The sequence below is a fragment of the Pseudomonas frederiksbergensis genome (genome assembly GCF_003732705.1).
In the GTDB taxonomy this organism is placed as follows: domain Bacteria; phylum Pseudomonadota; class Gammaproteobacteria; order Pseudomonadales; family Pseudomonadaceae; genus Aquipseudomonas; species Aquipseudomonas frederiksbergensis_F.
Window position 1 is genome coordinate 12,615 of the sequence record NZ_MOBR01000041.1, and the last position, 25,294, is coordinate 37,908.

The 25,294-nt window shown below is 60.0% G+C and carries 21 protein-coding genes; 9 read left to right on the forward strand and 12 right to left on the reverse strand.

What is annotated here, in order from left to right; genetic code table 11:
• Positions 1 to 112: 112 nt before the first annotated feature.
• On the reverse strand, positions 113 to 2,464 hold the full coding sequence (locus BK667_RS27775; protein ID WP_123599492.1) for a TonB-dependent receptor: 2,352 nt from the start codon (positions 2,462 to 2,464) through the stop codon (positions 113 to 115).
• Positions 2,465 to 2,629: 165 nt separating this feature from the next.
• Here BK667_RS27775 and BK667_RS27780 point away from each other — a divergent pair, with 165 nt between their 5' ends.
• Positions 2,630 to 3,574: a LysR family transcriptional regulator gene (locus BK667_RS27780; protein WP_123599493.1), complete on the forward strand. Its 945-nt coding sequence runs from the start codon at positions 2,630 to 2,632 to the stop codon at positions 3,572 to 3,574.
• A gap of 193 nt (positions 3,575 to 3,767) precedes the next feature.
• Positions 3,768 to 5,384, forward strand: coding sequence for an alkaline phosphatase family protein (locus BK667_RS27785; protein ID WP_123599494.1), 1,617 nt, complete (start codon positions 3,768 to 3,770; stop codon positions 5,382 to 5,384).
• A 127-nt stretch (positions 5,385 to 5,511) separates the two neighbouring features.
• On the opposite strand, the gene BK667_RS27795 is transcribed toward BK667_RS27785, so the two are convergent.
• Entirely contained in the window at positions 5,512 to 6,417 is a 906-nt protein-coding gene (locus BK667_RS27795) for a TauD/TfdA dioxygenase family protein (RefSeq protein WP_123599495.1), read from the reverse strand.
• 183 nt (positions 6,418 to 6,600) lie between these two features.
• On the opposite strand from BK667_RS27795, the gene BK667_RS27800 reads away from it, so the two are divergent.
• A complete protein-coding gene (locus BK667_RS27800) occupies positions 6,601 to 7,521 on the forward strand; it encodes a LysR family transcriptional regulator (protein ID WP_123515940.1) in 921 nt (306 codons plus the stop codon).
• Positions 7,522 to 7,635: 114 nt separating this feature from the next.
• On the opposite strand, the gene BK667_RS27805 is transcribed toward BK667_RS27800, so the two are convergent.
• Positions 7,636 to 8,649 (reverse strand): ABC transporter substrate-binding protein, encoded by a 1,014-nt coding sequence (locus BK667_RS27805; RefSeq protein ID WP_123599496.1) that lies wholly within the window; start codon positions 8,647 to 8,649, stop codon positions 7,636 to 7,638.
• A 404-nt stretch (positions 8,650 to 9,053) separates the two neighbouring features.
• On the opposite strand from BK667_RS27805, the gene BK667_RS27810 reads away from it, so the two are divergent.
• From BK667_RS27810 to BK667_RS27820, 3 genes are read left to right on the forward strand one after another with little or no spacing between them, the layout of a single operon-like run.
• Positions 9,054 to 10,652, forward strand: a complete 1,599-nt coding sequence (locus tag BK667_RS27810; RefSeq protein WP_123599497.1) for an ABC transporter permease — start codon at positions 9,054 to 9,056, stop codon at positions 10,650 to 10,652.
• Positions 10,649 to 11,464: an ABC transporter ATP-binding protein gene (locus BK667_RS27815; RefSeq protein WP_123599498.1), complete on the forward strand. Its 816-nt coding sequence runs from the start codon at positions 10,649 to 10,651 to the stop codon at positions 11,462 to 11,464. Before BK667_RS27810 ends, BK667_RS27815 begins: the two co-directional genes overlap by 4 nt.
• A gap of 14 nt (positions 11,465 to 11,478) precedes the next feature.
• Positions 11,479 to 13,089, forward strand: a complete 1,611-nt coding sequence (locus BK667_RS27820; protein ID WP_123599499.1) for an arylsulfatase — start codon at positions 11,479 to 11,481, stop codon at positions 13,087 to 13,089.
• Between the two features lie 113 nt (positions 13,090 to 13,202).
• Here BK667_RS27820 and BK667_RS27825 read toward each other — a convergent pair whose 3' ends face one another.
• The gene (locus BK667_RS27825; protein ID WP_123599500.1) at positions 13,203 to 14,276 is read right to left on the reverse strand and encodes a fatty acid desaturase; all 1,074 of its coding nucleotides are present in this window, start codon (positions 14,274 to 14,276) and stop codon (positions 13,203 to 13,205) included.
• A 100-nt stretch (positions 14,277 to 14,376) separates the two neighbouring features.
• On the opposite strand from BK667_RS27825, the gene BK667_RS27830 reads away from it, so the two are divergent.
• Entirely contained in the window at positions 14,377 to 15,381 is a 1,005-nt protein-coding gene (locus BK667_RS27830) for an AraC family transcriptional regulator (RefSeq protein WP_123515956.1), read from the forward strand.
• Positions 15,382 to 15,508: 127 nt separating this feature from the next.
• Here BK667_RS27830 and BK667_RS27835 read toward each other — a convergent pair whose 3' ends face one another.
• Both BK667_RS27835 and BK667_RS27840 read right to left on the reverse strand, forming a co-directional pair.
• The gene (locus BK667_RS27835) at positions 15,509 to 15,874 is read right to left on the reverse strand and encodes a response regulator (protein WP_123515958.1); all 366 of its coding nucleotides are present in this window, start codon (positions 15,872 to 15,874) and stop codon (positions 15,509 to 15,511) included.
• Between the two features lie 192 nt (positions 15,875 to 16,066).
• Complete coding sequence (locus BK667_RS27840; RefSeq protein ID WP_123599501.1) at positions 16,067 to 16,753, reverse strand: Crp/Fnr family transcriptional regulator; 687 nt, start codon at positions 16,751 to 16,753, stop codon at positions 16,067 to 16,069.
• An 85-nt stretch (positions 16,754 to 16,838) separates the two neighbouring features.
• Between BK667_RS27840 and BK667_RS27845 the strand changes: the two genes are divergently transcribed.
• On the forward strand, positions 16,839 to 17,357 hold the full coding sequence (locus tag BK667_RS27845) for an Mpo1 family 2-hydroxy fatty acid dioxygenase (RefSeq protein WP_123599502.1): 519 nt from the start codon (positions 16,839 to 16,841) through the stop codon (positions 17,355 to 17,357).
• A gap of 99 nt (positions 17,358 to 17,456) precedes the next feature.
• On the opposite strand, the gene BK667_RS27850 is transcribed toward BK667_RS27845, so the two are convergent.
• The 6 genes from BK667_RS27850 to dibA all read right to left on the reverse strand — a co-directional run bounded on the left by BK667_RS27850 (position 17,457) and on the right by dibA (position 23,875).
• Positions 17,457 to 18,446, reverse strand: coding sequence for a sulfate/molybdate ABC transporter ATP-binding protein (locus BK667_RS27850; RefSeq protein WP_054050209.1), 990 nt, complete (start codon positions 18,444 to 18,446; stop codon positions 17,457 to 17,459).
• Positions 18,447 to 18,449: 3 nt separating this feature from the next.
• Positions 18,450 to 19,322 carry a sulfate ABC transporter permease subunit CysW gene (gene cysW, locus BK667_RS27855; protein WP_054050211.1) on the reverse strand — a complete coding sequence of 291 codons (873 nt, stop codon included), beginning with the start codon at positions 19,320 to 19,322 and terminating at the stop codon, positions 18,450 to 18,452.
• A 13-nt stretch (positions 19,323 to 19,335) separates the two neighbouring features.
• A complete protein-coding gene (gene cysT, locus BK667_RS27860) occupies positions 19,336 to 20,154 on the reverse strand; it encodes a sulfate ABC transporter permease subunit CysT (protein WP_123402746.1) in 819 nt (272 codons plus the stop codon).
• Positions 20,155 to 20,328: 174 nt separating this feature from the next.
• Positions 20,329 to 21,342 carry a sulfate ABC transporter substrate-binding protein gene (locus BK667_RS27870; RefSeq protein WP_123515969.1) on the reverse strand — a complete coding sequence of 338 codons (1,014 nt, stop codon included), beginning with the start codon at positions 21,340 to 21,342 and terminating at the stop codon, positions 20,329 to 20,331.
• 145 nt (positions 21,343 to 21,487) lie between these two features.
• Positions 21,488 to 21,670, reverse strand: a complete 183-nt coding sequence (gene oscA, locus BK667_RS27875) for a sulfur starvation response protein OscA (RefSeq protein WP_059404116.1) — start codon at positions 21,668 to 21,670, stop codon at positions 21,488 to 21,490.
• Between the two features lie 285 nt (positions 21,671 to 21,955).
• The gene (dibA, locus tag BK667_RS27885; protein WP_123599504.1) at positions 21,956 to 23,875 is read right to left on the reverse strand and encodes a phosphodiesterase DibA; all 1,920 of its coding nucleotides are present in this window, start codon (positions 23,873 to 23,875) and stop codon (positions 21,956 to 21,958) included.
• Positions 23,876 to 24,022: 147 nt separating this feature from the next.
• Between dibA and desA the strand changes: the two genes are divergently transcribed.
• Positions 24,023 to 25,207 carry a delta-9 fatty acid desaturase DesA gene (gene desA / locus BK667_RS27890; protein WP_123515975.1) on the forward strand — a complete coding sequence of 395 codons (1,185 nt, stop codon included), beginning with the start codon at positions 24,023 to 24,025 and terminating at the stop codon, positions 25,205 to 25,207.
• The last annotated feature ends 87 nt before the right edge of the window (positions 25,208 to 25,294 follow it).

Consider the following 25,294-nt stretch of genomic DNA (forward strand, 5'->3'; position numbering starts at 1 on the left):
TGTCCACGGCGAAACATACTATTGCTCGACGAAAATGCGATAGCCACTATGCGAAGTCTTTATAAGTTATTCCAAAACATTCAAACATTACTTCGGTTCGCACTAAGCCGATTCAAAAATCATAGCGACCGGTCAGCCCCAAAGTCCGAGGCGTGCCCAGCAAGCCTTCATAGCCGCCGTTACCACCGGTCCACAGTGTCGTGTAATAAGTTTTATCGAACGCATTTTTCAGCCACAGCGACACATCCCACTGCCCCTGGTTGAAGTCGCCACGCAGGCCTGTGGATAAGTTGACCACCGCGTAACTCGGGATCTGCCCGTAGTCAGAATCTTCCACCGTGCCCACGGCTTTGGAGCGGAACGCGTAGCTGGCGGTGACGTACTCTTCGAAACCGTTGCTCAGGTTCCATTTGTATTCGCCGTTGGCGTTGCCGATCCATTTTGACGCGCCGACCACTTGGTGGCCGCTGAGGTCGCAAGAGGCCGGTGCGCCTGGGCGCAGGCTGACTTCCGGCGGGCACGGTGCATCTTTGTAGGAGAGGTAGCTGACGTCGTTGAAGGAGCCGTTGAGGTTGAGGGTCAGGCCGCGCAACGGGATGATCGTGCTTTCGACTTCCACGCCGCGAGAGCGCACGGAGCCGGCGTTGGTCAGGTATTGCACACGGTTGACGTCGTCGTAGGCGTTGGTCTGGTAGGCGTTGACCTGAGTCCAGAACACGTTGGCGTTAAGTTGCAGGCGCTTGTCCCACAGGGTGCTTTTGAAACCGAGTTCGGCGTTGTTGGCGCGCTCGGTGCCGATCAGTAACGAGTCGGCGCCCGCCGTGGGTGCGGACCCCACGGCGAGGTTTACGCCACCGGACTTCTCGCCATGGGACAGGGTCGCGTACCCGAGCAAATCATCGGTGAAGCGGTAACTCAGGTTCAGCAAGCCTGAAGGACTGGAGCTGTACTGATTCAAATCCCCGGAGTCATAAGCCCCGGCGCGACCGCGTCTGGCGGTGGCCGCCGCGCCCGTCACCGCCGCGCCGCCGAGCGGTGCATCTCGCGTCACCCAGGCGTTTTTCTCTTCATAGGTGCCACGCACGCCTGCGGTAAAGTCCAGCCGTGGGGTGAGGTGCCAAGTGCCTTGGGCGAACAGCGCAAAACTGTTGGTTTCGATATGGCCGTTACCGACGCTATCGACGTTGGCCAGCGCACCACGGGGCGTGCCGTTCCAGATATCGGCTTGCGGGCCGTAGAAGGAGAAGGATTTGTTGTCCAGGTCCGAGCCGAAGTAGTAGGCACCCAGGACGTAATCGAAGAACTCCCCCTTGGGCGACGCCAGGCGAAATTCCTGGGAGTACTGCTTATCCTCCACCGAGACCCCGGCGTTATAACTCGCCGGCACGTTCAGGCCGTCGTCGTTGCGCGGGGTGAAATTCCACCAGCGATAGGAACTGACCGACGTCAGGGTGAAGTCATTCGGCAAGGTCCAATTGGCCTCCACCGATGTGCCGCCCTGATGCACGGTGACGTGTTGATCGTTATCCAGATTGACCTTGCGGTGGGCGCCGTTGACCAGCGTCGCACCGGCCGCTGCGGCCCGCGCCGAGTAGAGGTTGACGCCGTTGATGGTCGGCCCGGTGTTGTACAACACGCGGGTGCCGGCGCTGGAATCCTCTTCGTTGTAGTCGCCGATCCAGCGCAGGTTGAACGACTCGTTGGGCTTGTACAGCAATTGCCCACGGAAACCGTCGCGAGAACCACCGTTCAAGTCATGACCGTTGAATTCATTTTTGATGTCGCCATCGCTGCGAGTGCGGTACGCGGAAAAGCGCCCGGCGAGTTCGTCGTTCAGCGGCCCGGAAATCGTGCCCTTGGTCTGGAAGTAACCGTCCTCGCCCACCGAAGTTTCGATGCTGCGCTCCGGGGTAAATGACGGCGCGCGGGTGCTGATGTTGATCACCCCGGCGGTGGTGTTTTTGCCGAACAACGTGCCTTGCGGACCGCGCAGGACTTCGAGTTGTTCGATGTCCATCAAGTCGAACACCGCCATGCCCGGCCGCCCGAGGTAAACGTTGTCGATATAGAGCCCGACGCTGCCTTCCAAACCGTCGCTGGCCGGGTTGTTACCGAGACCGCGGATCGACACGCTGGACTGGCGCGCATGCATGTAGGCGACGTTGACGCTGGGCACCAGTTGCTGCAAATCCTGGATGCGATATACCCGTTGGGTTTCCAGGGCCTGGCCGCTGATGACGCTCATCGGCGTTGGTACGTCTTGCGAACTTTCTTCGCGACGGCGAGTGGTGACGGTCACGGTTTCCAGTTGCGAACTGTCGGCGGTGGTTTTACCGGCGGGGGCCGCTTCTGGGGTTGTGCTGTCAGCCGCATAAGCCTGGGCGCTCCCCACCAGCAACAGGGCCAGGGGCAGGCGTTTGAGCCGTCGGGGCGAGAGGGGCGAGGCAAGGTTCAACGGACTCATGGGGCGGCTCCTGGTCAAAAAACACGCAGTGACATTCAACAGTGCATATTCTTTTAAGTTATTTATTTATGTTTTTACAAAGATTTACTGCATAAGAGATTGCCTTTATAAGGAGTCCACCTGATGCATATCCAATGCATTCGCCCGATATTTTTTATGTGAAAAATGCATATCGATTTGCGCCAACTCCGCCACTTCATCGCCCTCGCCGACCAGCGCAGTTTTGTCGCGGGCGCGCTGGCGGTGAACCTCTCGCAATCGGCCTTCAGCCGCAGCATCCAGGCCCTGGAACACAGCGTCGGTTGTCAGTTGGTGGACCGTGGACGCAAGGACCTGGCGCCGACCAAACAGGGCCAGGTGTTGCTCGAACATGCGCGACGTCTGGTCAGCGGCGCGCAGCAGATGGCCAACGAGATCAGCCAGTTCAATGGCCTGGAAGCTGGGGAGTTGCGTTTCGGCTGTGGCCCGGCGCCGGCGGCGGGGTTGATCCCGCGTGCCATCGGCGCCTTCATCGGGCGCTATCCGAAAGCACGGGTGCAGTTTCAGGTGGACGATTGGCAGAGCTTGAGCAAGCGGTTGCTGAGCGAGGAGTTTGAGTTCTTTGTCGCTGACACCCGCTATTTCGAAGCGGACCCGGATTACCTGACCCAACGCTTGCGTCCGCGCAAATGGCATTTCTGCTGTCGTGCCGGGCATCCATTGGCGGGGCGCGAAAGCGTCACTGCTGCAGAGTTGATGAGCTATCCGATGGCCGTCAGCATTCGCCCGCCGAACCTGCGCAAAGTCATCGTCGATTTAAGTGGGCGTCCGGATTTCACGCCGAATGTGGAATGCGAAAACAGCTACAGCTTGCTGAGCGTGGTGATGCGTTCGGATGCCATCGGGATTGTCGGCGCTTATTCAGATGCGCTGCACCTGGCCAGGGGTGAATTGGTCTGTTTGAAGATTGATGGGTTGGCGGATGATCTGGAGGAGTTGTACACGCGGTACGGGATTGTCAGTCGCGCCGGGTATCGGTTGTCGCCGTTGGCCGAGGCGATGATTGCGCAGATCAAGGCAATTGATCAGCAGGATGAGGACGTGTGTTCGCTGGAGAATCTGGCTGTTTGACATACCGCTATCGCGAGCAAGCTTTGCTCCTACGGGTTTGTGGCGCCCGGACCTGTTGGAGCAAGGCTTGCCCGCGATGGCGATTTTCTGGCCGCCGATGCACCCACTGCATAAAACCCATTCCCCAAATGCACTTGCCCCAACCCCGCCCCACCAGCGAAAACCCTCGCCTGTCTTCCGATCGGTGAACCCCATGCCCAACACCCAAAAACCCGTACGCAATGTGCTGTACATCATGTGCGATCAACTACGCCGCGATTACCTGTCGTGCTACGGCCACCCGCATTTGCACACGCCGAATATCGATCGCCTGGCCGCCGCAGGCGTACGTTTCAGCCGCGCTTACACCCAAGGCACTATCTGCGGCCCATCGCGGATGTCGGCCTACACCGGGCGCTATGTCAGCAGCCATCAAGTGGCGTGGAACGCGGTGCCGTTGCCCCTGGAAGAACTGACCATCGGCGACTATCTACGCCCCCATGGCATCCGCACCGCGCTGGTGGGCAAGACCCACGCCACACCTAATCTGGATGCCTTGCAACGGCTGGCGATCCATCCCTCCAGCGAACAAGCCGAAGTGCTGAACGAGGTCGGTTTCGAAGCGTACTTTCGCCATGACGGCATCTTCCCCGACGACCCGATATTCGACGACAAACGCGAGTCCGCGCCCTACACCCATTACTTGCGCGAGCACGGTTTCGAGGGTCGCAACCCATGGCACGACTGGGCCAATGCAGCCGAAGGTGAAAGCGGCGAAATCCTTAGCGGCTGGAAAATGCGCAACGCCCATCTCCCCGCGCGAGTCCCCGAACAGCATTCGGAAACCGTCTACACCACCGACCGCGCTATCGACTTCATCGGTGAGCAAGGTGAGCAGCCGTGGTGCCTGCACCTGTCGTACATCAAGCCCCACTGGCCCTACATCGCCCCGGCGCCGTATCACGCGTTATACGGCGCCGATCAGGTGATCAAACCGGTACGCGCAGCGGCTGGGGAGGCGAGCGATCACCCGGTGTACAACGCGTTTCGCCAGCATGAAGAGAGCCTCAATTTCTCCCGGGACGAGGTGCGGTTGAACGTGGTGCCGACCTACATGGGGCTGATCAAACAGATCGACGATCAGCTCGGGCGGTTGTTCGATTTTCTGCAGAGCAATGGGCGCTGGGATGACACGCTGATTGTGTTCACCAGCGATCATGGTGATTTCCTGGGTGACCATTACCTGGGGGAAAAAGAGTTTTTGCTGGAGCCTGCGGTGGGGGTTCCGCTGATCGTTCGCGACCCGCGTGTGGCGGCGGATGTTACCCGTGGATCGGTGGATGATCGACTGGTGGAAACCATCGATGCGTTGCCGACCTTTCTAGAAGCACTGGGTTTGCCGAGCGCCGAACACAGGCTGGAAGGACGCTCACTTATCCCGCTATTGCACGGCGTGCAGACCGACTGGCGCCGCTATGCGATCAGCGAATACGACTACGCCTTCCAGGCCCCGGCGCGGGAGCGTCTGGCGCAGCCGATTGATCGTTGCCGCATGACCATGGTGCGCAGCGAGCGCTGGAAGTATCTGGCGTATGACGGGTTTCGGCCGCAGCTGTTTGATCTGCTGAATGATCCGCAGGAGTTGCAGGATTTAGGCGCGGACCCGGCGTTTGCGGTGGTGCGCGAGGAACATGCGGGGTATTTGTTCGAGTGGGTGCGGGGGTTGAAGCGGCGTACCACCATCAGTCATCAGGAGATTGATTTGCGTGGGCAGCGGTTTCGTTATGGCGAGCCGGAGACCGAGAAACTGGTCCAGATCGGCGTGTGGTGACGCTCCTCTGATCGTTCCCACGCTCTGCGTGGGAATGCCTCCACGGACGCTCCGCGTTCGGCTCCTGGATGGGACGCAGAGCGTCCCGGGCTGCATTCCCACGCGGAGCGTGGGAACGATCAGGTTCTCAAAGGCCTTTGATGGTTTGACTGCGCTGCCCCGCCACCCCAACCGGCACTTCACCCTTCAACGTCACCCGGCGAACGATTCGATCCTGGGTTCCGTAATCATCCACCGCGTAATGCTGGGTCGAACGGTTATCCCAGATCGCCACATCACCGGCCTTCCAGCGCCAGCGCACGGTGTTTTCCAAACGCGTGACATGGCTTTGCAGCAGCCCGAACAAGTGCGCCGAATCCGCTTGGGAGTAACCCTTGATGCGTTTCACGAAATGCCCCAGCAACAAGCTCTTCTCGCCGCTGATCGGGTGCACACGCACCACCGGGTGTTCGGTTTCGTAAACGGTGGAGGTGAAGATCTTGCGGTAGCGCTCCAGCTTCTCCGCCGACACGTCGGGCTTGGCGCCGGCGTAGTCGTATTCATTGCTGTGTACGGCGGTGAGTTTGTCCGCCAGTTCCCGCAGTTCCGGCGCCAGTTCGTTGTAGGCGGTGGCGGTGTTGGCCCAGAACGTATCGCCACCGAACGCCGGGGCGACCACCGAGCGCAGGATCGAGGCTTTCGGGTACGCCTCGACGAAGGTCACGTCGGTGTGCCAGGAGTTGGCGCGTTGGCCTTCAGCGCCGTCCAGCTCCAGCAGGTAACGGGTGCCGTCGCGTACCGGTACGGTCGGGTGCGCCACCGGTTCGCCGAGCAAGTGCGCGAAGGCTTCCTGGCTCTGATCGTCGAGCTGGGTCTGCTCACGGAAGAACACGACTTTGTACTGCACCAGCGCCTGCTGAATGGCTTCTACGGTGCTGGCGTCCAGCTCGCCGGAAAGTTGCACGCCGCGGATCTCGGCACCAATCCGACCGGCCACCGGATGGATTTCAAGCGCGTGAACAGCGGGTTTTACAGCTAAAGCGGCATTGCTCATGGGTAGACCCTCGATCGGACTGCTGACGGTTGAACGACAGCGAAACAATGCTCTATCTATATTCAATTTAGGTCTAATAGATATTCACATGCTTCGTTGACGGAATAAGAGCTTGCATTTAAAACCTCAAGCAACCTTCGTCGCAAATGCCTTCGAGCTATTTTTAGGATGCCGCAAAAGCATATGGATCTTCGCCAGTTGCGCTACTTCATCGCCCTCAACGAACACCGCAGTTTTGTCCGCGCGGCTGACGCCATGGGCATCACTCAACCGGCGTTCAGCCGCAGTATCCAAGGGCTGGAGCAAGAGTTCGGCTGTGTGTTGGTGGACCGTGGCAACAAGGATTTGCGCCCCACGCCCGAGGGCCAGGTGGTGCTGCAACACGCCCTGACCCTGGTACAAGGCGCAGCGCTGCTCAGCGCCGAAGTGACGCAGATGACCAAGCTCGATGCCGGTGAACTGCGCTTCGGTTGCGGCCCCGCGCCAGCGGTGAAACTGGTGCCGGATGCGGTGGCGCAATTCATCAACGCACACCCTAAAGTGCGCACCTGTTTTCAGGTGGATAACTGGGAAAAACTCAGCCGCGCCCTGAGCCGCGAAGAGATCGAATTCTTCATCGCCGACATTCGCCATTTCGAGGCCGACCCGAATTTCCAGACCCAGGCGTTGACGCCCAAGCGCGGCGTATTTTTCTGCCGGCCGGGGCATCCGCTGCTGGTCAAGGACAGCCTGTCGACCAACGACATGTTCGACTATCCACTGGCGACCACGCTGATCCCGCCGGGCATTCGCAAACTGCTGGCGAACCTCAGTGGGCGGATGGATTTTTCACCGACCATTGAGACCGAACACTTTCCGGCGCTGGTGAAGATCGTGCTGCAATCCAACGCGATTGGCGTCGGCACGGAAGAGGCGTTTGTCGAGGACATTGCCAAGGGTTCGCTGATGTTGCTGCACTGGCGCAACTTGCCACAGAACATTGAAAGCATGAATGCGCGGTGCGGGATTGTCAGTCGCACGGGGTTTCGGTTGTCGCCGGCAGCGCGGGCGATGATTGAGACATTGGTGGCGGTGGATAAGCAGCAGATCGCCGTCGCGGTGTGATGATCGTTCCCACGCTCCGCGTGGGAATGCAGCCCGGGACGCTCCGCGTCCCATCCAAAGCCGAACGCGGAGCGTCCGTTGAGGCATTCCCACGCGGAGCGTGGGAACGATCGGTTAAAGTTTGGCCGCAGCCAATTCCGGCACCACCCAATCCGTCACCTTGAACGGTTTGCGAATCAGCTTCTGCTGCGACGCCAGATCCACCGCATCCTGCAATTTCCCCAGGAACACCGGATCCAGGGTCGACGGGAACACTTCGCTCAATTTCTGATCCTGCAAATCCTGCTGAAGAATCAACGGTGGATAACTCGCCAGCCCCGACACCAACTGAATGTACGCGTCTTTGTTGCTGTCCTGAGTCAACCACTCAACCGCTTGCTGCTGCGCCTTGAGCAGTTTCGCGACGACGTCGGGATGCTCGTCAACAAACTTGCCGGTGCCCACCAACACGGCCTGCACACTGCCCGCCCCACCCAAATCCTTGGTATTCAACGGCAACTCGGCCAGGCCCTTGGCTTGCAACGCGGTCAGCCCAGAGCTGCCCCACGACGCATCGATCTGCTTGGCCGCCAGGGCCGCCACCGCGCCGTTGAAGTCCAGATTGATCACCTTCACATCCTTCTCGCTCAAACCCTGGCTGGCAAGCGCCGCATCGAACGACAACTGCGTGGCGGTGCCACGGAAGATCGCCACGCGTTTGCCCTTGAGGTCTTGCAGGGTTTTGATCCCCGAGCCGGGCACCACGCCCAGATACTGTTTCACCCCGCGTGCGGAGGCGCTGAGCAGGCGCGTGTCCAGCCCGTTGGACTTGCCAATGATCGCCGCAAGGTCACCCAGATAGGCGAGGTCCACCTGACCGTTGGCGAACGCTTCGTTGATCACCGGGCCGGCACCCTTGAAGAAACTCCACTGAATCTTGATGCCCTGATCGGCGAAGGCTTTTTCGTAGATCTGCTGGTCGCGCAATACATCCGCGATGCCGCCGCCACTGTGCTGGGTGCCGGCGCTGAGGTCGGGCACGGCGATCCGGATTTCCTTGAGTTCGTCAGCGTTGGCGGTAAACGCCAGCAACCCCGCCAGCGCCGGTATGGCGAACAGACTGATGACACGTTTGAAGGGACGATTCATGGGTGCGGCTCCTGGTGGCGACAGCGTTGAGGAGCAGAACGTAGGCTGAATCGGAGCCAGCACTTAAATACTATAAATTCACATTTTTATATCTTTTGGATCTATACCAGTCAACGCGGGGCTTTCCGGTGGGTATGCATAAACAGCATCGAAAATATTCTTCGAATGCATTGGATGCGTGTGGCCTGGAGGCCTTAAATGGCTTGGCTTATCTCTCAATAGTATTGATTTGAATTTTTATAGATCGATTTTGCATACACCGATCCTCTTTTGCGTACACCGATCCTCTGTAGGAGCGAGGCTTGCCCGCGAAGGCGATGCCAGATCCAACATCAATGCTGGATCTGACGGCCTCTTCGCGGGCAAGCCTCGCTCCTACACAAGGTCAAAAACGGAGGTCATCCATGGCCCGTGTTTCCCTTCTCAGCCTGCCGCTGGCCGCCCCGCCGCTCAATGGCCGGCGCCTTTGGCCAAGCCTGAGCCATCGGTTGTTGCCCTGGTTGCTGCCCATCAGCCTGTTCACCCTCTGGTGGCTGGCCAGCCGCAATCACTGGATGAGCGAGCAAATCCTGCCGGCGCCATCCCTGGTCTGGAGCAGCGCCGTCGAACTGTCCCAGGGCGAATTGTGGAGTCATCTGTGGATCAGCCTGCAACGCTTGTTCTGGGGCTTGCTCGCCGGGGTCAGCGCTGGTGCCGTGTTGGGTGCATCGCTGGGTTTCAGTCGGCGTCTGGAACGTTTGGTGTTCCCGACCTTCGCCGGGTTGGCGCAGGTCCCGACCCTGGCCTGGATTCCGTTGTTCATGGTGTTTTTCGGCATTGGTGAAGTGTTGAAACTGGTGGTGCTGGTGAAGGCCATTGTGGTGCCGGTGACGTTGCACACGTTGGTCGGCGTGCGGGATGCACAACCCAAACTGCGCGAAGCCGCCGCCGTGTTGCGCCTGCCCACCCGATTGTTGATTCGGCGCCTGGTGTTGCCCGCCGCGTTGCCGGCGTTCATGGCCGGTGTGCGGCTGGCGCTGGCGGCCGGTTGGACGTCGTTGCTGGCCGTGGAACTGTTGGCCTCCAGCGAAGGCATCGGTTACTTGATGGTCTGGGCGCGGCAGTTGTTCATGCTCGACATCGTTTTCGTGGTCATCGTGGTGATCGGTTTTATTGGTGTGGCCATGGATCGCGGTATCGGTCTGCTGGACAAAAAACTGGTGCACTGGCCGCACCCGGCCACCGCAGAGATTCGGCGCGGGCCGCGTTACGCAGGTTGGCAGCGAGTGCAACCGTGGCTGCTGCCGTTGGCGCTGTTGGCGTTGTGGCAAGTGACGACGGATCAGCAATGGATCGATGCGAATATTCTGGTCAGCCCATTGGCCGTGTTGGAAACCACCTGGCACGGTTTGCTCGACGGCACCTTGACCGGCGGCATGGCCCTGAGCCTGGGCCGCACACTGGGCGGTCTGTTGCTGGGCGGCGGACTTGGATTTGCGCTGGGCTTGCTGCTGGGACTGTCGCGCACCAGTGAACGGGTGCTAGGCCCAACCCTCGCCGCCATCCGCCAGATCGCGATTTTCGCCTGGGTACCGTTGCTCACCGCGTGGTTCGGTTTGGGGGAGTTGGCTAAATGGGTGTTCGTCGCCCTCGCCGCATTTTTCCCGCTGTTCATCGCCACCCAACGCAGCGTCGCCAACCTCTCGCCACAACTCAATGAAGCCGCTCAAGTGCTGCGCCTGAACCTTGGCCAACGTCTGCGCCGTCTGGTCTTGCCGGGCGCCGCGCCGGGGATTTTCGCCGGCCTGCGGCTGAGCCTGATCTACGCCTGGCTCGGCACCATCGGCGCCGAATATTTCATGCCGTCCAACGGCGGCATCGGCAGCCAGATGATCGGCGCGCAACAACTGCTGCGCATGGACCTGATCATGGCCGGCATGCTCCTGGTGGGCCTGACCGGCGCCCTGCTCAACCTTATTGGCCAACGCCTGGAAATCCGCGCGACCCGCTGGAGACACGCATGAACGCACCGATTGTCAGCTTCAACCACGTGGGCAAATCCTTCGATGTCGATGGCTTTGAACTGGAGGCGATTCGCGAATTCAACCTGGAGATTGCCGAGGGCGAATTCGTCGCCATTGTCGGCTCCAGCGGTTGTGGAAAATCCACTTTATTGCGGCTGTTGGTGGGGCTCGACACACAGTTTCGCGGGCAGATTACCGTGGACGGCAAAGCGGTCAGCGGCATCGGCGGCGAGCGTGGGATCGTCTTCCAAGAACACCGTTTGTTCCCGTGGCTGACGGTGGCCGACAACATCGGCCTGGGCCTGGTCAACGAACCCTTGAGCGCCGAGCAAAAGCAAAAACGTGTAGACGATTTCATCGAGTTGGTCGGCCTCAAAGACTTCACCCGTGCCTACCCGCATCAACTCTCCGGCGGCATGGCGCAACGGGTGGCGATTGCTCGCGGCCTGGTCGCCAGCCCTCGGATTCTGCTGCTGGATGAACCCTTCGGCGCCCTCGATGCCCTGACCCGCCAACAGATGCAGGACGAGCTGTTGGCGATTCGCAGCCGAGCCAAGATCACCACGATCCTGGTCACCCACGATGTGGAAGAGGCGATCTTCCTCGCCGACCGTGTGGTGGTGATGGAACCGCGTCCCGGACGGATCAAGCAAGTGGTGGACATCGCCCTGCCCCACCCGCGCCAGCGCAGCAGTTTCGACTTCCACCAATTGCGCGAAGAGCTGCTGCACGAGCTCACCAGCGACGACCATTACCAACCCACCGTGCCGGTACAGATCCGCGACCTGCCGCTGTCTTACATTGCCTGCTGAACAGGAGACTTTTGATGCCGCAACGTCCCAATTTTCTGGTGATCCTGGCCGATGACCTGGGCTTTTCCGATATCGGCGCGTTCGGTGGCGAAATCGCTACGCCGAACCTTGATGCCCTGGCCAACAACGGCCTGCGCCTGACCGATTTCCACACCGCGCCCACCTGTTCGCCGACCCGTTCGATGCTGCTTACCGGCACCGACCACCACATCGCCGGCATCGGCACCATGGCCGAAGCGTTGACCCCGGACCTGATCGGCAAACCGGGTTACGAAGGTCATCTCAACGACCGCGTGGTAGCGTTGCCAGAACTGCTGCGCGACGCCGGTTACCAGACGTTGATGAGCGGCAAATGGCACCTGGGTCTGACTGCAGAATTGGCGCCGCACGCGCGGGGTTTCGAGCGTTCGTTCTCGCTGCTGCCGGGGGCAGCCAACCACTACGGATTTGAGCCGACTTACGATGAACACACGCCGGGGCTGTTGAAATCCACGCCAGCGCTGTACATCGAAGACGACATTTTTGTCGATGAACTGCCGAAGGATTTCTATTCCTCCGACGCCTTTGGCGACAAGCTTTTGCAGTACCTCAAGGAGCGCGATCAGACGCGTCCTTTCTTTGCCTACCTGCCGTTTTCCGCGCCGCATTGGCCGTTGCAGGCGCCCGCGGACGTGGTCGAAAAATACCGTGGTCGCTATGACGCCGGCCCTGAAGTGTTGCGCCTTGAGCGTCTGGAAAAACTCAAATCCCTGGGGCTGATAGACAACGATGTCGAACCCCATCCGCTGATCCAGCTCAACGCGCAATGGGATGCCTTGAGTGACGAACAACGGCAGGTGTCCGCGCGGGCCATGGAGGTTTATGCGGCGATGGTCGAGCGCATGGACTGGAACATCGGGCGCGTCGTCGAGTACCTGCGCAAACAGGGGCAACTGGACAACACGTTTATCCTGTTCATGTCCGACAACGGCGCCGAAGGGGCGCTGCTGGAAGCCTTTCCGAAATTCGGCCCGGAGCTGCTGACGTATCTGAATCAGCATTACAACAACAGCCTGGACAACATCGGCCGCGCCAACTCCTACGTCTGGTACGGACCGAGCTGGGCCCAGGTCGCGACCGCGCCATCACGGTTGTTCAAGGCCTTCACCACCGAAGGCGGGATCCGCGTGCCGGCGTTGGTGCACTACCCGCAGCTCTCGCTCAAGGGCCAGATCAGCCATGGGTTTGGCACGGTGATGGACATCACGCCGACGATTCTCGACCTGGCCGGTGTGCGCCATCCGGGCAAGCGTTGGCGTGGCAAGGACGTGGCGGAACTGCGCGGCAAATCGTGGCTGGGGTTTCTGTCCGGCGAAACGGCGCAGGTGCATGACGAACACACGGTCACCGGGTGGGAGCTGTTTGGGCGCAGGGCGATTCGGCAGGGGCAGTGGAAAGCGGTGTACATCCCCGGGCCGGTGGGGCCGGCGACCTGGCAGCTTTATGACCTGGGGAGTGATCCGGGGGAGATTCATGATTTGGCGCTGTTGCAGCCGGACAAACTTACGGCGCTGATCGAGCATTGGCAGCGGTATGTGGATGAGACCGGGGTGATCTTGAGTGAATCGCCGTTTCAGCCCGACTAACCACCGATCGTTCCCACGCTCCGCGTGGGAATGCAGCCAGGGACGCTCCGCGTCCCAGAAGCGGACGCAGAGCGTCCGGTGAGGCATTCCCACGCAGAGCGTGGGAACGATCATCACACCCGCACACCCTCTACGGTTTGCCCTTGTACTTCCTCCTTGCGCACAAACCGATTCGCCCGCCCAAACGTCCCGAAATCATTGAACCTCACGCCCATCTCGCGCATCACCTTATGCGCCACCGGCACGGTCATCTGGCGGATGTAAAACGGTTCCTTCACCACAAAATGATGAATCCCGTGGCTGCTGCCGAAGTTGAAGCAGAACGCCTGCATCGGCCACATCCACCAAGGGTTCAGCACCTGGGTTTGCTGGATCACATTGCCCAATTCCACATCACCGTAGTAATGCATGTTCGAGCTGACAAAGTGCAGGCAGAAAGTGCGCAACACGTTCGGCCCGATGATCACCACCGCCGCGATATCGATCACCTGCATCACTGACAACGTGGTCGCTGACCATTCAATCGGCGTGCCCATCAGGTACGCGATGCCGTTGGCGGCATGGAAGCCGAGAAACACATACCACGCGCCCCAATGCACCAGCGCCAGCGGCGCGTAGACCTTCAAGGTGCGTTTGATAATGCTGAATTTGTGCGCCCAGGTTTTGGCCCGCAGCATGCGGATAAACGCCGACATCACGTTGTCACCAACCATCAGCAACCGCGCGAAGCCCCAGGGCTCGCCGTTGGTGATCGCCCGTTCTTCCATGTCGGTTTCGGTGCCGGAGACCTTGTGGTGATTGAGGTGCAGATGGCGGCGAATCCACGGATTGATCGTGCTCGGCCGCGCCAGCCAGACCAGGCCCATCATCAGGTTGTGCGGCACGCGTTGTTTGCGGAAGTACATGCTGTGGATCAGGTCGTGTTCCAGTTCGTGGGTCAACGACGCAAAAAATGCGTTGAGCAACAGGCACACCCACCAGGCCATGTGCCCGGTGATGTAGAGCGCCGCCGAACCGATCATTCCGGCCAGGGCGAAGGCCAGAATGCCTGCGCCCAAGGCGTCCTGATGGTTGAGAATCGGGTAGCGTTTGCGCAATTCGACGCCCTTGGCCAGCACTACTTCGCGAATATGGGCTGATCGTTGGGCTGCATTCAGTCGCTGGGGACTTGCAGAAGTACCGTCCATGCTTCCATCCTCTGGTTATTGATGTTCGCATCCTGCCTTGTGAACCCTCGCAACGTAGTAGCCGTGAACGCCAACCTGTTGACCGGAAGCGCCAATCAGCATGACTGAACCGACCTCCCTCGCCAGCTGGACTCGCGCCCTGCGCAAGCAACTCGATGCGTTGGGCCTGGACAGCACCGCCCTGTGCCACCAGGCGGGGCTTGACCCGCAGTTGATGGACGACCCTAACGCCCGTTATCCGTTGTCCAACACCACACGCCTGTGGGAAATCGCCGTGCAAGTCAGCGGTGACCCGGCGATTGGTCTGCGGGTGTCGCGGTTCGTCAGCCCGACCACGTTCCACGCGCTGGGTTATGCGCTGGTAGCCAGCGGCAGTTTGCGGGAGGTGTTCGAGCGGATCGTGCGTTATCACCAGGTGGTCAGCGATGCCCTGGAACTGGAGCTGACCCGCGGCGAGGATCGTTACCGTTTTCGCCTGAAAGTCCCACCCGGCAACCCGGCCCCGGCCTTCGAAGCGATTGACGCCTTCGCGGCGATTTACGTGCGCACCTGCCGCAATCGCCTGGGCCGCGACTACGCACCACTGGCGGTGTACCTGCGCCGACCGGAACCGGCGGACCCGCATCAATGGCACAAAGTCTTCCGCTCGCCGGTGTATTTCGCCGCCGATGAAGATCGACTGGAATTCGCTCTGGTGGATTTCGAAAGCCACCTCGATGACGCCAACCCGGAACTGGCCGAACACAACGAAACCGTGCTCAAACGCACCCTGGCCCAGCTCAAACCGCTGACCTGGGAACGCAAAGTGCGCGATGCGATTGAAGAACAACTGCCCGAAGGCGAACCCAGCGCCGAACACATCGCCAAGACCCTGCACCTGAGCCTGCGCAGCCTTCAACGGCACTTGGCGGACGAGGGTTGCCGATTCGACACCCTGCTCAACGAAAGCCGCGAAAACCTCGCGCTGCTGCACCTGCGGGATCCGCAGTGCTCGTTGAGTGAGATCAGTTATTTGCTGGGGTTTGCGGATACGAGCAGCTTCAGCCGGGCGTTCAAACGCTGGACGGGGATGACGCCGGGGCAGTTTCGGGATGGGTTGCGGTGACAGATTTGGAAGGTGGGTTGCCTGGACGGGCCTCTTCGCGGGCAAGCCTCGCTCCTACGGGTTATGCGTATTCCTTGTAGGAGCGAGGCTTGCCCGCGAAGGCGATAGCCCGGACGGCGCAAAAACCTCAGCGCCCCCGATCCCGCCGCAACAACTTCCGAACCCGCGCCACCAATTCACTCACGGCGAACGGCTTGAGCAGGTAGTCATCCTCATGCAACTCCAACCCACGCAGTCGATCCTCAATACCATCCTTGGTAGTGAGGAACAGCACCGGGGTTTCGCCGAGTTTGCGGATTTGTTGCTGTAGCTGCCAGCCGTTGAGGCCCGGGAGCATGACGTCGAGGATGATCAGGTCGTACTCGCCGGATTCGATGAAGCGCCGGCCGTCCATGCCGTTCAGCGCTACATCCACCGAATAGCTCGCTTCGCTCAGGCCGTTGGCCAGGAGTTTGGCGGTTTCGGGTTCGTCTTCCACTAAAAGGACACGCATGGCACACCTCGATTAATCAGGGGTACAGGCTAGGCGCGTTCGGGTCGGTTGCCCACCACAAACTTCGAAGATTGCAAAACCTGTAGGAGCAAAGCTTGCTCGCGAAGAGGCCGGGCCAGTCGGCGAATGTTTGTTGACTGGCCGGGCCTCTTCGCGAGCAAGCTTTGCTCCTACGGGGGTTTGTGTTGGAGGTTAGATTGTGGCTAATGCTCGGAGCCGCTCGGCATCGAGGATTTCGATTTCGCCGTAGCCCAAGCCGATAATCCCCTGCCCCTGCAGCTCCTTGAGCATCTGGTTGGTGGTCTGGCGCGACAAGGACAGCATCGACGCCAGTTGCTCCTGGGGCAGTTGCAGCACCCGACGCGGTGGGTCGATTTCGCCATAACCTTCGGCGATCATCAGCAGTCGATGGGCCAGGCGTGCCGGGGCGGGCATCAGGCTGAGTTGTTCGAGATTGATGAAAGTCAGGCGCAGTTTGTGGCTCATCAGCAGGGCCAGTTGCCGCCAGTACAGCGGCTGCTCGTCGAGCAACTTCAGCAGCGCGGTTTGCGGGATGTGCAGCAAGGTGCATTGGCCTGCGCCGAATGCGTCGTGAGTCCGTGGCTGGCCATCGAACAGGCAGATTTCGCCGAACCAGTGCGGCGGCTCGACCAGGCTCAGCAGCGCCTCCTTGCCCTGATCATTTACCGCGCCGATGCGCACCGAACCTTCAAGCACCGCGTACAACCCGCACGGCGGATCGCCACGCTTGAACAGCCGTTGCCCCGGCGTCAGGCGTCGCACGCGGGCCGCTGCCAGCAGACTATCCTGTAAGGAAACGGGTAAATGACTGAACCACTGCCCACTCATCAGGCGTGGACGCCAGACCTGCATATCCATGAAGTCTCCTAGAGATTGTCGCCTGGCTGACAGAGCGAACGTCGGCCCCCGGGGCATGATCAGTCACCCTACAGGAGGAATAACAATGAAAAGCCTCGTTGACCATCTCAGTCAATACGCCGCCTACCACCGTGACCCGCGCAATATTGCCAGCCACTTTATCGGCATTCCGCTGATTGTGGTGGCCGTGGCGGTGTTGCTGTCGCGGCCGCAATGGGCCGGCGGCTGGGTTTCGCCGGCGGTGTTGCTGGCGCTGGCATCGGCGTGGTTTTACTTGCGCCTGGAGTTGCGCCTCGGGGTGCTGATGACGGTGTTGCTGGGCTTGTGCATTTGGGCAGGGCAAATCCTCGCGCAACAAAGCACCATGATCTGGCTCAGCAGCGGCGTGGCGATGTTTGTGATTGGTTGGGCGATTCAGTTTGTCGGCCATCATTACGAAGGGCGTAAGCCAGCGTTTGTCGATGATGTGACGGGGTTGATTGTCGGGCCGTTGTTTGTGGTGGCGGAGTTGGCGTTTTTGGTGGGGTTGCGGCGGGACCTCAAGGAGCAGATTGAGGCGCGGGTTGGGGGTGTGCGTGTGCGTCAGAAAAACGCAGCGGCGTAGATCGCATTCGCGGGCAAGCCTCGCTCCTACAGGATTTTCGTCGGTCGTGATGACAACGTTGACCCTGTAGGAGCGAGGCTTGCCCGCGAAGCTTTTGCCTTAGATGTTGGCGACTTTCTGCCAAACCTTGGGCTTGAAGAACAACGTCTCACCCTTGGCCAACCCAACCAGGCTGTCGTGATCCTTCACCACTTCAGCCTCGATCAACTCGCTCTGGCCTTCCACCTTCAGCGTCACCCGAGTGGTGGCGCCCAGCGGCCGGATATCCCGCACTTCAGCCGCGTGGTGATCCTCCAGTTCATGCCGCGACAGCGACACTTCATGGGGACGGAACAGCACATGGTTATCATCACCCAAGTGCAAACGGTTCGAATCGCCGAGGAAGTGGTACACGAAATCGCTGGCCGGGTTTTCGTAGACGTCGCCCGGTGAGCCGATCTGCTCGATCACGCCCTTGTTCATCACCACGATGCGATCCGCGACTTCCATCGCTTCTTCCTGGTCGTGGGTCACGAACACGGAGGTGAGGTTGATGTCTTCGTGCAACCGCGCCAGCCAGCGACGCAGTTCCTTACGAACCTTGGCATCCAGTGCACCGAAGGGTTCGTCGAGCAGCAGGACTTTCGGTTCCACCGCCAAGGCGCGGGCCAGGGCGATACGCTGGCGCTGGCCGCCGGACAATTGCTCCGGGTAGCGATCCGACAGCCAATCCAGTTGCACCATGTTCAGCAGTTCATGCACCTTGACCGCGATCTGGCTTTCGCTCGGGCGCTGGTTTTTCGGTTTCATGCGCAGGCCGAACGCGACGTTGTCGAACACCGTCATGTGGCGGAACAAGGCGTAGTGCTGGAACACAAACCCGACGTTGCGATCGCGCACGTCGTGGCCGGAGACGTCTTCACCGTGGAACACGATGTTGCCCTGATCCGGGGTTTCCAGGCCGGCGATGATCCGCAGCAGCGTGGTCTTGCCGCAGCCGGACGGGCCAAGCAGGGCCACGAGTTCGCCGCTGTGGATGTCCAGGCTGATGTCGTTCAGAGCTTTGAACGCGTTGAAATTCTTGCTGACGTTACGCACTTCGATCGACATGAATTATTCCTCCGCGGCGCTGGCGCGCAGGCGGTTAATACGGTTTTCGCTCCACTGCTTCAGCAGCAGGATGAAGAGCGCCATGATCAGCAACAGGCTCGCCACGGCGAACGCGGCCACGTGGTTGTATTCGTTGTAGAGGATCTCGACGTGCAGCGGCAAGGTGTTGGTCACCCCGCGAATGTGCCCGGAAACCACCGACACCGCACCGAACTCACCCATCGCCCGCGCGGTACACAACACCACGCCGTAGATCAGGCCCCATTTGATATTGGGAACGGTGACGTGCCAGAACATCTGCCAGCCATTGGCGCCGAGCAGCCGCGCGGCTTCTTCTTCCTGAGTGCCTTGTTCCTGCATCAGCGGGATCAGCTCACGGGCCACGAACGGCACGGTGACGAAAATCGTCGCCAGCACGATGCCCGGCAAGGCGAAGACGATCTGGATGTCGTGATCCTGAAGCCACGGCCCGAACAGGCCCTGGGCGCCGAACATCAGCACATAGACCAGACCGGCGATCACCGGCGAGACCGAGAACGGCAGGTCGATCAGCGTCACCAGCATGCTCTTGCCACGGAACGAGTATTTGCTGACGCACCACGCCGCGCTGACGCCAAACACCACGTTCAGCGGCACCGAAATCAGCACGGCAATCACCGTGAGTTTCAGCGCCGACAAGGCGTCCGGTTCAAAGATCGCGGTGAAGAATGCGCCCAGGCCGTTTTTCAAGCCTTGGGACACCACGATGAACAGCGGCAACAGCAGAAACAGGGTGAACACCAGCCAGCACAGGCCGATCAGGATGCGCCGCGACGTAGCACTGCCACGGCGGGCGGCGTTGGCCGAAGAGGCGGCCGCAATAGACGATTGGGACATGGTTCGCGCCTCCTTATGGGGTTTCGATGCGCCGCTGCAGCAAGTTGATCAGCAGCAACAGGACGAAGGAAACCACCAGCATCAACACGCCAATGGAGGTAGCACCGGTGTAATCGTATTGGTCGAGCTTGACCATGATCAGCAGCGGCAGGATCTCGGTTTTCATCGGCATGTTGCCTGCGATGAAAATCACCGAACCGTACTCACCGACGCCACGGGCAAACGCCAGGGCGAAACCGGTCAGCCAGGCGGGCAACAGCGCGGGCACCAGAATGTAGCGGAACACCTGCAGCGGCTTGGCACCGAGGCAGGCAGCGGCTTCTTCGACTTCACGGGGAATGTCGGCCAATACCGGTTGCACCGTGCGCACCACGAACGGCAGCGTGACGAAGGTCAGCGCCAGGGTAATGCCGAGGGGGGTGTAGGCGATCTTGAAGCCCATGTCGGCGGCGAACTGCCCCACCAGTCCGGTCGGCGTATACAGCGCAGTGAGCGCGATACCGGCCACGGCGGTGGGCAGGGCGAACGGCAGGTCGATCATCGCGTCGATGATCTTGCGGCCGGGAAAGGTGTAGCGCACCAGCACCCAGGCCAGCAGCGTGCCGATAATGCCGTTGATGATCGCGGCGTAGAGCGCGGTGCCGAAGCTCAGCTTCAACGCCGCCAGCACCCGAGGTGCGGTGACGATGGCGTAGAACTGATCCCAGGTTAACTGGGCGGCATGCACAAACATGGCCGCCAGTGGAATGAGCACAATCAGGCTGAGGTACACCAAGGTGTAGCCCAGCGTCAGCCCGAAGCCGGGTATGACGGGGGAGATACGACGCGACATAAAAGTCCTTGGTCAAAAAGCAGTCTGCTAAACGCATCAATGTGGGAGCGAGCCTGCTCGCGAAGGCGTCGAGTCAGCCAACATCACTGTCGATTGACACTCCGTCTTCGCGAGCAGGCTCGCTCCCACATGGTCCGTGCCTGAGCATCAGGCTCGTGTGTGGCTCAAATCAAGTTACTGCGCCTGGTAAATCTGGTCGAACACGCCACCGTCATTGAAGAATTTCGGTTGGGCAGTTTTCCAGCCGCCGAAGTCTTTGTCGATGGTCACCAGGTCCAGTTTAGGGAACTGTTTGGCGTATTTGGCCGCTACGTCTTTATCACGTGGACGGTAGAAGTTTTTCGCTGCGATTTCCTGACCGGCCGGGCTGTACAGGTGCTTGAGGTAGGCTTCGGCGATTTGCTCGTTGCCCTTTTTCTCGGCGTTCTTGTCGACCACGGCCACTGGCGGCTCGGCGAGGATCGACAGCGAAGGCACGACGATTTCGAACTTGTCGGCGCCGCCGTCTTCTTTCAGTGCCAGGAACGCTTCGTTTTCCCAGGCCAGCAACACGTCGCCCTGACCGTTGTTGACGAAGGTAATGGTCGAACCGCGAGCGCCGGTGTCCAGCACAGGCACGTGTTTGAACAGGGTTTGAATGTAGTCTTTGGCCTTGGCCTCGTCACCGCCGTTGGCTTTCAGGCCGTAGGCCCAAGCTGCGAGGAAGTTCCAGCGGGCGCCGCCGGAGGTTTTCGGGTTCGGCGTGATCACCGACACGTCGTTCTTGACCAGGTCGCCCCAATCCTTGATGCCTTTAGGGTTGCCCTTGCGCACCAGAAACACGATGGTCGAGGTGTAAGGCGTGCTCGCATCCGGCAGACGCGTCTGCCAGTCGGCCGGCAGGGTCTTGCCGAGTTTGGCGATTTCGTCGATGTCACCGGCCAGGGCCAGGGTCACCACGTCAGCGCGCAGACCGTCGATCACCGCACGACCCTGCTTGCCCGAACCACCGTGGGATTGCTGGATTTTCACGGTGTCGCCAGCGTGGTCTTTCTTCCAGAAGTTGATGAATTCGGCGTTGTAGTCCTGATACAGCTCACGGGTCGGGTCGTACGACACGTTGAGCAGCTCGTAATCCTTGGCAACCGCGGAGCCTGCAAAAAGGGCACTGGCCAGCGCGGCCAAAGCGAAATGACGAATCGACGACATGGTGAAAGCTCCTGGAATTCTGGTTGTGTTGGCTTTTCTTATGGGTTTCTGGGATCGCGGTTGCCGGTCAAACGATCACAGCCTTCGGCAGCTCCTGCCTGGGTCCCCCGCAGGAACTGTCGAAGACGGTGATTTTTCTTTCGCTTCAGCTCGGTTTATTGGCCGGGTTCTGCAAGCGGAATTTCTCTTTGCGTTCGATCTGGACCACCTGAGCGTTGTGCACGGTGATTTCCACTGCGCCGAAACGCAGATCGCGCAGGGCGCTCTGGATCTCACGCAAAATGGTTGCTTCGTCCTGGCCGTCAACGCTACGTAGGGATGCGCTCATGGTGCTGCTCCTTCGACTGAGAGGTTGCCTGGCAGTGGCGGCACTGCTTGCGGCGTGAGGGCAATAGTAGATAGGCGCGGATATTCTTAAAAAGACTATTTAAGAATGTTTATATAACCAGAAAGTATTATTTGATGGGACAAGGGGTTGCGGGGGTTTTCCAGGCCTGATCGTTCCCACGCTCTGCGTGGGAATGCATCCTGTGACGCTCCGCGTCACTCCCGGGAATGGAACGCGGAGCGTCCCGAGCGGCATTCCCACGCGGAGCGTGGGAACGATCAAACGTCAGCGAATGTCTGGAGCCCGCGCCCAATCCAGTTGCTCTGCCGGCACCGGCCGCCCAAACCAGTAGCCCTGCCCCAGATCGCATTCCTGTTCGAGCAGGAACCCGGCCTGCTCCACTTGCTCGATCCCCTCGGCATGCACCTGCATCCCCATGCTTTTGGCCAGCGCGATGATTACCCGCACAATCGCGCCATCGTCCTCATCCCACGGCAACCCGGCGACAAACCCCTGATCGATCTTGAGCTTCTGCACCGGCAAGCGCTTGAGCCGCAGCAACGACGAATACCCGGTGCCGAAATCATCGATGGCCAGCCGAACGCCCAGTTCACGCAGGCGATGCATCTGCTCCAGCGCCACTTCCGGATCATCCATTACCGCACTCTCGGTAACTTCCAGTTCCAGATACGCCGGGTCCAGCCCGGTTTCGTGCAGCACTTGCGCCACCTGCTGATACAACTCGCGGCGGGCGAACAAGCGCGAAGACACATTCACCGCGACAAACGACAACACCACGCCAGCCTGCTGCCAATGGCACATCTGCCGGCAGGCCTGCTGCATGACCCAGGCATCGATCTCGGAAATCAGCCCGGTGCGCTCGGCAACGGGGATGAATTCTGCGGGCGAGATCAACCCGCGCTGCGGATGTTCCCAACGCACCAACGCCTCGACACCAATCAGGCGACTGCTTTTAAGGTCATGGACCGGTTGGTAATAGACCCGCAGTTCCTGCAATTCCAGGGCACGGCGCAGTTCGAAGGCAATCTCGACCCGTTGCTGGGCATGGGCAGTCAGCTCTTCGGTATAGAGCGCGTATCCATCGCGGCCGGCGCTCTTGGCTTTGAACAACGCCGAGTCGGCGTTGCGCAGCAGTTGCTCGGCGCTCAAGGCGTCGCTGGGGAACAGGCTGATGCCGATGCTGGCGTTGATGAACAACTGATGCCCATCGATCTCGAACGGCTGCTTGAGGCCATCGATGATCCGCTGCGCCAATGCCGCGGCCTGCACCAGTTGCGGACAGTTTTCCGCGAGGACGGCAAACTCGTCGCCGCCCAGGCGCGCCAGGGTGATGCCCGGCACGAACAGCCCCTTGAAACGTTCGGCCACGGCCTTGAGCAGTTGATCGCCGATGTTGTGCCCGAGGCTGTCGTTGATCATCTTGAAGTGATCCAGATCGATCATCAGCAACGCGCAGCCGCGCTTGTGCAATTGCGCCGAGGTCAGTGCCTGCTCGACTCGATCGGTGAACAGCAGGCGATTGGGCAGGTCAGTCAGCGGGTCATGGTGCGCCAAGTGCGTCAGTTCGTGCTCGGAGTTCTTGATCGCGCTGATGTCGGAAAACACCGCCACGTAATGACTGAGCCGACCCAGATCGTCATGAATGAGGCGGATGGTCTGCCATTGCGGGTAGATCTCACCGCTTTTACGCCGGTTCCAGATCTCTCCGCTCCATTCGCCGACGCTGTCGAGCATGGCGAACATCGCCTGATAGAACGCCGGCGGGTGGTGACCGGACTTGAATAGGCTGGGCTGCTGGCCGAGGACTTCCTCACTTTGGTAACCGGTGATTTCCATAAACGCCCGGTTCACATGCACGATCAGGCCTTTACTGTTGGTCACCAGCACCCCTTCCCGGGTGCAATCGAACACGGCGGCGGCCTGGCGCAGGCGTTCCCGGTCTTCGCTGCGCTCGCGCAATTTCGCGCCGATCCCCAGGCAACGGAATAATCGGGCCCGTGCGAGGAAAATTAATCCGGCACTGAGCAACACCCACGCATAACCGTTGATCAGTTGCCATCGCAGCAATTCATGAGAGCTATCGAAGAAACTGTTCAATAAATAACCACTGAACTGGAGCCAGACTACTGAAAGCACCAGGTAAAGCAGCGCTGCACGCAAGGCATCGCGGTGTGTGGCTGTCATCAGGCCGTCCATGTCCCTGCAAAAGGGTTGGAATTATAGGTTAAAGAAACATCCAGCCACTCTTATCTGAAAGGGCGACTGGTTTTATCTGTGGGCTTAGTGATAATGCAACGGCTGTTTTTTTATTTATCGAGGGCCCAATAGCCTATGTGGTACGAAGGTTTTCTCGGCTTGTCGCCCTGGTCACTGGTGGCAGTCACCCTGCTGATGACCCATGTGACCATTGTTGGTGTCACGGTCTATCTGCATCGTTATTCAGCCCATCGCTCCCTGGAGCTCAATGCCGGCCTGAAACATTTCTTCCGCTTCTGGCTGTGGCTGACCACGGCGCAGAACACCCGCGAGTGGACAGCCATCCACCGCAAGCATCACGCCAAATGCGAAACCGTCGATGACCCGCACAGCCCGGTCATCAAGGGCCTTTCCACGGTTTTGCGCAAGGGCGCCGAGTTGTACCGCGAAGAAGCGGAAAACCCGGAAACCCTGCGCATCTACGGCAAGAACTGCCCCGAAGACTGGATCGAACGCAACCTCTACAGCCGTTTCCCGCTGTTGGGTGTGGCGATCATGGGCGTCATCGATCTGCTGCTGTTCGGCACCATCGGCATCACCATCTGGGCCATCCAGATGATGTGGATCCCGGTCTGGGCTGCCGGCGTGGTCAATGGCCTGGGCCATGCCATCGGCTACCGCAACTTCGAATGCCGCGATGCGGCGACCAATCTGGTGCCCTGGGGCATCCTGATCGGCGGCGAAGAACTGCATAACAACCATCACACCTACCCTAACTCGGCAAAACTGTCGGTGAAGAAGTGGGAATTCGACCTCGGCTGGGCCTGGATACAAGTCTTCAGCTTCTTCCGTCTGGCCAAGGTCCAGCGGGTTGCGCCGATCGCCCACCGGGTTGAAGGCAAGGGCAGCCTGGACATGGACACCGCCATGGCCATCCTCAACAACCGCTTCCAGATCATGGCCCAGTACCGCAAGCTGGTGATCGCGCCGCTGGTCAAGCAGGAGCTGGAGAAGGTCGATCACTCGGTCCGTCACCAATTCCACCGCGCCAAGCGTCTGCTCTCCCGGGAAACCAGCCTGCTGGATGACAAACACCATATCCGCATCCAGAACATGCTCGAGCACAGCCAGGCGCTGAAGGTAATTTACGAGAAACGCCTGGCCTTGCAGCAGATCTGGGTCAAGACCAGCTCAAATGGTCACGATATGCTTGCCGCTATCAAGGATTGGGTACACGAAGCCGAAGCCAGCGGGATTCAGTCCCTGCGCGACTTCGCCGACCAGCTGAAAACCTACTCCCTGCGCCCTGCCGCCGTCTGACGCCGTTGATCGGTGCGCCCCGTTCGCGGGCGCACCCTTCGGAACTAAGCTCCAAATCCCCTATCTCAAAGACACTTCGCCATCCAG

What these genes read in the sequence shown, in the direction of transcription:
- BK667_RS27775 (WP_123599492.1), bottom strand. Translation starts at nt 2,464, where the DNA reads ATGAGTCCGTTGAACCTTGCCTCGCCCCTCTCGCCCCGACGGCTCAAA.
- BK667_RS27780 (WP_123599493.1), top strand. Translation starts at nt 2,630, where the DNA reads ATGCATATCGATTTGCGCCAACTCCGCCACTTCATCGCCCTCGCCGAC.
- BK667_RS27785 (WP_123599494.1), top strand. Translation starts at nt 3,768, where the DNA reads ATGCCCAACACCCAAAAACCCGTACGCAATGTGCTGTACATCATGTGC.
- BK667_RS27795 (WP_123599495.1), bottom strand. Translation starts at nt 6,417, where the DNA reads ATGAGCAATGCCGCTTTAGCTGTAAAACCCGCTGTTCACGCGCTTGAA.
- BK667_RS27800 (WP_123515940.1), top strand. Translation starts at nt 6,601, where the DNA reads ATGGATCTTCGCCAGTTGCGCTACTTCATCGCCCTCAACGAACACCGC.
- BK667_RS27805 (WP_123599496.1), bottom strand. Translation starts at nt 8,649, where the DNA reads ATGAATCGTCCCTTCAAACGTGTCATCAGTCTGTTCGCCATACCGGCG.
- BK667_RS27810 (WP_123599497.1), top strand. Translation starts at nt 9,054, where the DNA reads ATGGCCCGTGTTTCCCTTCTCAGCCTGCCGCTGGCCGCCCCGCCGCTC.
- BK667_RS27815 (WP_123599498.1), top strand. Translation starts at nt 10,649, where the DNA reads ATGAACGCACCGATTGTCAGCTTCAACCACGTGGGCAAATCCTTCGAT.
- BK667_RS27820 (WP_123599499.1), top strand. Translation starts at nt 11,479, where the DNA reads ATGCCGCAACGTCCCAATTTTCTGGTGATCCTGGCCGATGACCTGGGC.
- BK667_RS27825 (WP_123599500.1), bottom strand. Translation starts at nt 14,276, where the DNA reads ATGGACGGTACTTCTGCAAGTCCCCAGCGACTGAATGCAGCCCAACGA.
- BK667_RS27830 (WP_123515956.1), top strand. Translation starts at nt 14,377, where the DNA reads ATGACTGAACCGACCTCCCTCGCCAGCTGGACTCGCGCCCTGCGCAAG.
- BK667_RS27835 (WP_123515958.1), bottom strand. Translation starts at nt 15,874, where the DNA reads ATGCGTGTCCTTTTAGTGGAAGACGAACCCGAAACCGCCAAACTCCTG.
- BK667_RS27840 (WP_123599501.1), bottom strand. Translation starts at nt 16,753, where the DNA reads ATGGATATGCAGGTCTGGCGTCCACGCCTGATGAGTGGGCAGTGGTTC.
- BK667_RS27845 (WP_123599502.1), top strand. Translation starts at nt 16,839, where the DNA reads ATGAAAAGCCTCGTTGACCATCTCAGTCAATACGCCGCCTACCACCGT.
- BK667_RS27850 (WP_054050209.1), bottom strand. Translation starts at nt 18,446, where the DNA reads ATGTCGATCGAAGTGCGTAACGTCAGCAAGAATTTCAACGCGTTCAAA.
- cysW (WP_054050211.1), bottom strand. Translation starts at nt 19,322, where the DNA reads ATGTCCCAATCGTCTATTGCGGCCGCCTCTTCGGCCAACGCCGCCCGC.
- cysT (WP_123402746.1), bottom strand. Translation starts at nt 20,154, where the DNA reads ATGTCGCGTCGTATCTCCCCCGTCATACCCGGCTTCGGGCTGACGCTG.
- BK667_RS27870 (WP_123515969.1), bottom strand. Translation starts at nt 21,342, where the DNA reads ATGTCGTCGATTCGTCATTTCGCTTTGGCCGCGCTGGCCAGTGCCCTT.
- oscA (WP_059404116.1), bottom strand. Translation starts at nt 21,670, where the DNA reads ATGAGCGCATCCCTACGTAGCGTTGACGGCCAGGACGAAGCAACCATT.
- dibA (WP_123599504.1), bottom strand. Translation starts at nt 23,875, where the DNA reads ATGACAGCCACACACCGCGATGCCTTGCGTGCAGCGCTGCTTTACCTG.
- desA (WP_123515975.1), top strand. Translation starts at nt 24,023, where the DNA reads ATGTGGTACGAAGGTTTTCTCGGCTTGTCGCCCTGGTCACTGGTGGCA.